This window comes from Sphingopyxis sp. (assembly GCF_016463645.1).
Lineage (GTDB): Bacteria > Pseudomonadota > Alphaproteobacteria > Sphingomonadales > Sphingomonadaceae > Sphingopyxis.
In genome coordinates, this window is record NZ_JAEMQX010000045.1 from 20,008 (window position 1) to 28,593 (window position 8,586).

The 8,586-nt window shown below is 64.8% G+C and carries 7 protein-coding genes; 1 reads left to right on the top strand and 6 read right to left on the bottom strand.

Going from position 1 to position 8,586, the window contains the following annotated elements; translation table 11 throughout:
* Nucleotides 1-1,965, top strand: coding sequence for an acetate--CoA ligase (acs, locus tag JHC57_RS11360; RefSeq protein ID WP_294030119.1), 1,965 nt, complete (start codon nucleotides 1-3; stop codon nucleotides 1,963-1,965).
* 187 nt (nucleotides 1,966-2,152) lie between these two features.
* On the opposite strand, the gene JHC57_RS11365 is transcribed toward acs, so the two are convergent.
* The 6 genes from JHC57_RS11365 to JHC57_RS11390 all read right to left on the bottom strand — a co-directional run.
* Nucleotides 2,153-3,343 (bottom strand): serine hydrolase, encoded by a 1,191-nt coding sequence (locus JHC57_RS11365; RefSeq protein WP_294030120.1) that lies wholly within the window; start codon nucleotides 3,341-3,343, stop codon nucleotides 2,153-2,155.
* 47 nt (nucleotides 3,344-3,390) lie between these two features.
* The gene (locus JHC57_RS11370) at nucleotides 3,391-4,122 is read right to left on the bottom strand and encodes a peptidase (protein ID WP_294030121.1); all 732 of its coding nucleotides are present in this window, start codon (nucleotides 4,120-4,122) and stop codon (nucleotides 3,391-3,393) included.
* A gap of 47 nt (nucleotides 4,123-4,169) precedes the next feature.
* Nucleotides 4,170-4,973 carry a transglutaminase family protein gene (locus JHC57_RS11375; protein WP_294030122.1) on the bottom strand — a complete coding sequence of 268 codons (804 nt, stop codon included), beginning with the start codon at nucleotides 4,971-4,973 and terminating at the stop codon, nucleotides 4,170-4,172.
* 2 nt (nucleotides 4,974-4,975) lie between these two features.
* Nucleotides 4,976-5,920, bottom strand: a complete 945-nt coding sequence (locus JHC57_RS11380; RefSeq protein WP_294030123.1) for an alpha-E domain-containing protein — start codon at nucleotides 5,918-5,920, stop codon at nucleotides 4,976-4,978.
* Nucleotides 5,920-7,332 carry a circularly permuted type 2 ATP-grasp protein gene (locus JHC57_RS11385; protein ID WP_294030128.1) on the bottom strand — a complete coding sequence of 471 codons (1,413 nt, stop codon included), beginning with the start codon at nucleotides 7,330-7,332 and terminating at the stop codon, nucleotides 5,920-5,922. Before JHC57_RS11385 ends, JHC57_RS11380 begins: the two co-directional genes overlap by 1 nt.
* A gap of 249 nt (nucleotides 7,333-7,581) precedes the next feature.
* Nucleotides 7,582-8,586 (bottom strand): SEC-C metal-binding domain-containing protein (locus JHC57_RS11390; RefSeq protein ID WP_294030124.1); only part of this gene is annotated, 1,005 nt, incomplete at its 5' end.

Below are 8,586 nucleotides of genomic sequence, written 5' to 3' on the forward strand. Positions count from 1 at the left end.
GTGTCCGAATTGCCGCCGTCCGAGCCCTTCGTTCCCGTTCCGGCCGATGCCGCAGCCAATACACATTGCAGCGCGGCGGACTATGACCGGCTTTATGCGCAGAGCATCGCCGATCCCGACACCTTCTGGGCCGAACAGGCCAGGCGTCTCGACTGGATCACCCCGCCGACGAAAATCGCCGGCTGGTCGTTCGATCCGGTCGAGATCAAATGGTACGAGGATGGCGTCCTCAACCTCTGTCACAACGCCCTCGACCGCCATGTCGCCGCGGGGCATGGCGACCGCACCGCGATCATCTTCGAACCCGACGCGCCCGACGGCGAGACGCGGCGCATCAGCTACAAGGCGCTGCTCGCCGACGTCATCCGTTTCGCCAATACGCTCAAGAAGATGGGCGTCCAGAAGGGCGACCGCGTCACCATCTATATGCCGATGATCCCCGAGGGCGCGGTCGCGATGCTCGCCTGCGCGCGCATCGGCGCGGTGCACAGCGTCGTCTTCGGCGGCTTCTCGCCCGAGGCGATCCACGGGCGGATCGAGGATTGCGCCAGCGACTGGGTCATCTGCGCCGACGAGGGCCTCCGCGGCGGCAAGACCGTTCCCCTGAAAGCCAATGTCGACAAGGCTCTGGAGCGTGTCGACGTCAAGGCGGTGCTGGTGATCGCCCACACCGGCGGCGATGTCGCGATGAAGGAAGGCCGCGACCATTGGTACGACGCGCTGTCCGCCGATGTCGGCGCCGACTGCCCTTGCGAGCCGATGAATGCCGAAGACCCGCTCTTCATCCTCTACACCTCGGGCTCGACGGGGAAGCCCAAGGGCGTCCTCCACACGGTCGGCGGCTATTCGGTGTGGACCGCGAGCAGCTTCTGGTACGGCTTCGACTACCGCCCGGGCGAGATATTCTGGTGCAGCGCCGACATCGGCTGGGTCACGGGGCACAGCTATGTCGTCTATGGTCCGCTCCAGAACGGCGCGACGACGCTGATGTTCGAGGGCGTGCCGAACTACCCCGACCACGACCGTTTCTGGCAGGTCGTCGACAAGCACAGGGTCAATATCCTCTACACCGCGCCAACCGCGATCCGCGCGCTGATGCGCGAGGGCGACGATTATGTGACGCGGCACGACCTCTCGTCGCTCCGCCTGCTCGGCAGCGTCGGCGAGCCGATCAATCCCGAAGCATGGCGCTGGTATCACCAGGTCGTCGGCAAGGGCCGCGTCCCCGTCGTCGATACATGGTGGCAGACCGAAACCGGCGGGATCATGATCACCACCCTGCCCGGTGCCCACCCGATGCAGCCGGGCAGCGCGGGACGGCCCTTCTTCGGCATCCGCCCGCAGCTTGTCGATGCCGAGGGCGTCGTCCTCGTCGATGAACAGACCGGCGGCGCGGCCGAGGGCAATCTCTGCATCACCCACAGCTGGCCGGGGCAGGCGCGGACGATCTACGGCGATCACCAGCGTTTCGCCGAGACCTATTTCTCGACCTACAAGGGCAAATATTTCACCGGTGACGGCTGCCGCCGCGACACCGACGGTTACTGGCGGATCACCGGCCGCGTCGACGATGTCATCAACGTCTCGGGCCACCGCATGGGCACCGCCGAAGTCGAAAGCGCGCTGGTCCTCCACGACCTTGTCGCCGAGGCCGCGGTCGTCGGCTTCCCGCACGACATCAAGGGTCAGGGCATCTACGCCTATGTCACATTGAACGCCGGGGTCGAACCGACCGACGAGGTCGCCGCCGCGCTCAAGCAACAGGTCCGCACCGAGATCGGCCCGATCGCGACCCCCGACCATATCCACCTGACCCCCGCGCTTCCCAAGACGCGTTCAGGCAAGATCATGCGCCGCATCCTGCGCAAGATTGCCGAGAATGATTTCGGGTCGCTCGGCGACACCTCGACGCTCGCCGACCCGAGCCTCGTCGACGGTTTGATCGAAGGACGGAAGAACCGCTGAAATCCGGGACACGCCAAGCCCTCCGGACAGACCCGGTCATGCTTTCGTATGATTGAGCGGACAGGCGGCGGGCGCCATAGAGGGAGCGCCCCCGGTTCCGGCCGCTCCTTCCCCTCCCTGACGGCCGGAACAACCAGGCCCGGAAGGTCGCGTACCTTCCGGGCCTCCCCGTTCCGGAATCCCGCTTTCAACGACGCGCGAGCGCCTCGCACAACCGGTCGGTCGCAAGCGCGATCCGCGATTCCGCCGTGTCGCGATTGGCGGGGCTGTTCTGAACGCCGCGCGTTTCGGTGTTGAAGGCCAGCAGGCTGCCGACGCGTTGGTCGGGACACAGGCTGAGATAGGCGCGAAAGCCGTTCTGGTCGCCGTTGTGACCGACAAAACGCACCCCCGCACCGCGATCGATGAAGAAGGACAGGCCGCTCTGCGTCGTCTTCGCCATGCGACCCTGGGTGAAATCGTCGCCCGCCGCGATCTGCGGCATCCACATTTCCTCGATCGACGACCGTCTGAGCACCAGATCATGATCGGCCTGACGCACCGGATCGCCGAGCAGGAAGGCGACATATTTCGCCATGTCGGGCATCGGGGCATTGAGCCCGCCATTCGATACCGTCACGCCGGTATCGACGTCGAACGGCGCGGCAATGCGCTTGCCCTCGCGGACATGATAGCTGTGCGACCGGTGCGGCAGCAGATGCGGCGGCGTACGGTCGAAATAGCTGTCGTGCATCCCCAGCGGCTTCAGGATGTTCTTGTCGATATAGACTTCATAATCCTCGCCCGACAGGCGTTCGATCACCTGTCCCAGATAGACGATGCCGGGGTTCGAGTAGCCGAAGCGGCTGCCGGGTTCGAATTCGACCTGCGTGTAAGGCAGCATCGCCGCCAGCTGGGGCCAGCCCTTCGGCTCGAACGGCTGCCAGTCGTGGTCGCGCCACGGCCAGGTGCCGCTGCGAAATCCCGCACTGTGGCTCATCAACTGCCGCAACGTGATCGCGCCCGTGTCGCCATGGGGGTTATGCACGGCGGCAAGTTCGGGCACATATCGCACGATCGGATCGTCGAGCGACAACAGCCCGCGATCGCGAAGCTGCATGATCGCGATCCCGGTCATCGTCTTGGTGATCGACGCCCAATGGTAGATCGTCCGCGCGTCGACGGGGACATGCGCGTCGGCGTCCTGTTCGCCCAGATGGTCGGCGACGACGGTCCGGCCGTCACGCACCACATAGAAGCTGCTTCCCGCGATATTTGCGCGGCCGGCCTCGCTGCGATGCAGCGCGCGGAAATCGCTCAGCGCCTTGTCGAAACCCGCCTCTTCGGCCGCCGCCGGACTGGCTGTCAGAACGAGCGCGGCGGCAATCCAGCGCAACATGGCGATCCTTCCCCTGTTCGTCGTCGGACGAGGGTGGCCGATGCCGATCAGAAATGGAAGTCGGGAAGCTCCGCGAGCGCGATTCCCAGCGCCTCGGCCCAGCCGTCGGCGACGCTTTCGAAATAGGGATCGTTGCGCTCGAACCGCCGTTCGCGCACGGTGGTGAAATCGTCGCGCTCATGGACTTTCAGGTCGATCGGCAGGTCGACACCGGCGTTGGCGCGGATCGTCGAATCGAACGAGACGCAAAGCAATTTCACCGAATCCTCGAACGACATCGCCGGGTCGTATGAGCGCACGATGATCGGCCGGCCATATTTCGTCTCGCCGATCTGGAAGAAGGGATTGTCCTCGCCCGCCTCGATGAAATTGCCTTCGGGATAGATCAGGAACAGCCGGGGTTCGGACCCGCGGATCTGCCCGCCGACGATCAGCGACGCGCGGAACAGCGATTCCGCCGCCGGCCCCTCGTCGCTATGGCGCATCACGATATTGCGCAGCGTTTCGCCGACGATCGTCGCAACGGCGAACATCGACGGCGCGGCAAGGATCGACGGATGCCTGTCTTCGGGCGCCTTGGTGCGCTCGTCGAGCAGGCTGACGACCGCCTGCGTCGTCGCGAGGTTGCCCGCCGACATCAGCGTGATCACGCGCTCGCCCGGCACCGTCCAGCTGCGCATCTTGCGAACCTGCGAGATATCGTCGACGCCCGCATTGGTGCGGGTGTCCGACATGAACACCAGCCCCTTGTTCAAACGCATGCCAACGCAATAAGTCATCGAATCCCGTTTTCCCCGCCGGATTTTCTTCGCCGTCCCCGGCCCACCTATTGCTGGACCTGCAATTGGACAACCAGATTTTCCTGCGCTGCACCATAGCGCATCCCGCGAACCGGGGCGGCGTCGCGATAGTCGAGGCCGGTCGCGACGCGGATATAACGCCGGTCGGGTGAGTGGCCATTGCTCACGTCGAAGCCGATCCAGCCGATATGCTCGAAATACGCCTCGGCCCAACCGTGGGTTGCATCCTGATGCGTCCGGTCGTTCATCATCAGATAGCCCGAAACATAGCGTGCGGGGTGGCCGAGGTGGCGCATCGCGGCGATGAAGATATGCGCATGGTCCTGACAGACGCCGCCCTCGCCCGCGAGCGCCTGCTCGGCGGTCGTCTCGGCGTCGGTCACGCCGATCCGGTAGGGCAGCTTCGCGAGGATCAGCCCCGACAGCGCGTGCGCGCGCTCGATGTCGTTCGCGAAATCGCGGCCCAGTTCGGCGGTCAGCGAACGCACCCCGCGTCCCGCACGCGTCAGCGGTGTCGGGCGGAGGAAGGTCCAGAGCGGCATCGCACCGCGGTGCGGCCCGATCACCCCGTCCCAGGTGATGAGTTCGACCTCGCCGGTGCAACGGATGACGAGTTCGGGCGCGCCGCCATGCACCGACACGAGGTCGACGCCATTGCCGTGATGGTCGGTGTAGTGGAACTGCCGCGTCCCGCCCCCGATCTCTATCGACCAATTGTGGATCAGTTGCTGCCCCGGCCGTTCCTTCGGCGTCAGCTTCAATTGCTGCAGCGCATAGGCGACATGGCCGTCGAAATGATAATGGGTGCTATGCTCCACCTTCAGCCGCATACTCACTCCACGAACCGGTAATCGCGCTCGATCTGCCGCGCGAGCGCGGCATTGGCGCGGAGGAAATCGGTGATGAATTCGTGCAGCCCGCCGTCGAAGATCGACTGGATGGGGCGCGACAACCGGTCGCGACAGATCGACGTCCCCATGCGGATCGCCTCGGTCTCCTCGCCATAGGTGCGCTGGAGCAGACCCAGATTGTCGTTCATCTGGTCGCAGCAAAAGGCGAGGCTGCGCGGCATCTGCTTGTAGAGGATCAGGAACTCGGCGATCTTGAGCGCGCTTATCTCGGCGCCGTAGAGCCAGTGATAGGCGCGGTGCGCCGATACCGAGCGCAGGATCGTCTCCCACTGCACATTGTCGATCGAGCTGCCGATATGCGCGACCGACGGCAGCAGCAGATAATATTTGACGTCGAGAATGCGCGCCGTGTTGTCGGCGCGTTCGAGGAAGGTGCCGAGCCGTGCGAAATTATAGCCGTCGTTGCGCAGCATCGTGCCCGAAAAGGTTCCGCCGACCTGCGCGCTCTGCTGGCGGATCGCCGCGAGCACGTCGGGCAGATCGTCCTCGCGTACCTGCCGCTTGAGCAGGGCGCCCAGCGTCATCCAGCTGGTGTTGACCGCCTCCCACACCTCGCGGGTCAGATAGGTGCGCGCGGTGCGGGCATTGTCGCGCGCGCGCTTGACGACCGAAAGGATGCTCGACGGATTGGCCGGATCGCGCAGCAGGAAATCGACGACGCGCTGCGACGTATAATCCTCGCCCTGCGCCTGCCGGAAGGCGAAATCCTGTCCTGCGGTGACGAGTACCGATCGCCATTCGGACCGCGCCGTGCTCGATCGTGTGAGCGCGATGCGAAAGCCCGCATCGATCAGCCGCGCATTGTTTTCGCTCCGTTCGAGATAGCGCGCCATCCAGTAGAGGCTGCCTGCGGTTTTCCCGAGCATCAGTCGTCCAGTACCCAGGTGTCTTTGGTGCCGCCACCCTGGCTCGAATTGACCACCAGCGACCCCTTGCTCATCGCGACGCGCGTCAGCCCGCCGGGTGTGATCCGGATACCCTGCGGCGACATCAGCACGAAGGGACGAAGGTCGACGTGACGCGGTGCGAGCCCCGCCTTGGTGAAGATCGGCACGGTCGAGAGCGAGAGCGTCGGCTGCGCGATATAGTTGCGCGGGTTCGCCTCGAGCTTGGCGCGGAACGCCGCGATCTCCTTCTTGCTCGCCGCCGGGCCGACGAGCATGCCATAGCCGCCCGAGCCATGGACTTCCTTCACCACCAGTTCGGGGAGCCGGTCGAGCACTTCGCGCAGATGCTCGGGCTCGCTGCAGCGCCACGTCGGCACATTGGGAAGCAGCGCCTTTTCGCCCGTATAGAATTCGATGATGTCGGGCATATAGCTGTAGAGCGCCTTGTCGTCGGCGATCCCGGTGCCCGGCGCATTGGCGATGGTGATGCCGCCGGCGCGATAGACGTCCCAGATTCCGGGGACGCCCAGCACCGAGTCCGGCCGGAAATTCAGCGGATCGAGGAAATCGTCGTCGACGCGGCGATAGACGACGTCGATCGGCGTATAGCCCTGCGTCGTACGCATCTGGGCGCGCCCGTCGACGACGCGCAAATCATGCCCTTCGACCAGTTCGGCGCCCATCTGGTCGGCCAAGAAGCTGTGCTCGAAATAGGCGCTGTTGTGGATGCCCGGCGTCAATACCGCGACGGTCGGCGTCCCGTTGCACGCGGGCGGCGCACAGGCCGCAAGCGACTTCAGGAGGTTGAGCGGATAGTCGCCGACCTCGCGCACCGAAATCTTCGCGAACAGCTCGGGGAACATCTGGAGCATCGTCTCGCGATTTTCGAGCATGTAGGACACGCCCGACGGCGTCCGCGCATTGTCCTCGAGTACATAGAATTCGTCGGCGCCGGTCCGCACGATGTCGATACCGCTGATATGCGTATAGACCCCGCCGGGCGGATCCATGCCCATCATCATCGGCAGGAAAGCCTCGTTGCGCGAAATCAGTTCGACCGGCACGCGCCCGGCGCGCAGGATTTCCTGCCGGTGATAGATATCGTGGAGAAAGGCGTTGAGCGCGCGCACGCGCTGTTCGATGCCGCGCGACAGGCGGCGCCACTCGCTCGCCGAGATGATCCGCGGGACGACGTCGAACGGGATCAGCCGCTCGTCGGCCTCGTCCTCGCCATAGACGTTGAAGGTGATGCCCGTGGTCCGGAAAAAGGCCTCGGCCTGCTGCGCCTTGCGATGGATGCGCGCCGTATCCTCGCGGGCGAACCACTCCGAATATTCGCGATAGGGCGACCGGACCTCGCCCGCCTGACCGGAACTCGTCTGCCCCGTCATCTCGTCGAAGAAGGAAATGCCCCGGCCCTTTCCACGCAACATGCCATCGTCCGGCCGCCCGCGCCGATACAGGGGCGCGCGCGGCCCATCGTTCCTGCCTGCTGCGTCGCTTGTCTGGCTACGCGGCCGTCAAGCTTATGAAGGCGATGCTAATCGCGCCCGTGCACCTTGGCAAGCGGACTCGTGGTGCGGGTTGATACGGTAACATCAAGGACTTGCCGCGCGCCCTGCGGCGCGCGGCGGCATCGCTCAGATCGCCCCGTGGCAATGCTTGTACTTGCGGCCCGAACCGCAGGGGCACGGCGCATTGCGGCTGATCTCCAGCGCGGCATAGGGATTCTCGCCCTCGGGCAGGTCGGGTTTCGGCACCTGCATCGGCGGCAGCGTGTTCGCGATCACGCCCAGCGATCCCGCATCGATATCGCCGCTGTTGTCCTCGCCCGTGAACGGGTCGATGTGCGTCGTCAGGAAGTCGGGCAGGTCGGGGAGCGGCATCGGCTCGGGCTCCTCGAAGCGCAGGTCGATGCGCGCGACCGTGCGCGTCACATCCTCGCGGATATTCTGCAGCATGCGCTCGAACAGCGCAAAGGCCTCCTGCTTGTACTCGTTGATCGGCTGCTTCTGCGCATAGGCGCGCAGGAACACGACCTGACGCAGCGCGTCGAGCGTCGAGAGATGCTCTTTCCAGTGATGATCGAGCGTCTGGAGCAGGATCGACTTTTCGATCCCCTGCCACGTCTCGGCGTCGACAAGGCCCGCCTTCTCGGCCGCGACCGCATCGGCCGCCTGCTGGATACGCTCCTCGAAGATTTCGGCGTCGACCGCATCCTCCTGCATCCAGTCGTCGATCGGCGGCGCCAGGTCGAGGATGTTCGCCGTGCGCTCCTTCATCGCCTCGACGTCCCACTGCTCGGGATAGCTGCCCGGGGGGCACGCGTCGGCGACGATCGAATTGACCGTTTCGGCGCGCATCGCCGCCATCACCTCGTCGACGGTCTCGCTGTCGATGATCTCGCCGCGCTGTTCATAGATGACCTTGCGCTGGTCGTTCATGACGTTGTCGTACTCGACCACCTGCTTGCGGATATCGTAGTTGCGCGCCTCGACCTTCTTCTGCGCGGTCTCGATCGCCTTCGACAGCCACTTCGACCCGATCGCCTCGCCGTCCTCCAGATTCTTGTTCATCATCTTGGAGAAGAGCGTGTCGGGGCCGAAGATGCGCAGCAGGTCGTCGTCGAGGCAGAGGTAGAATTT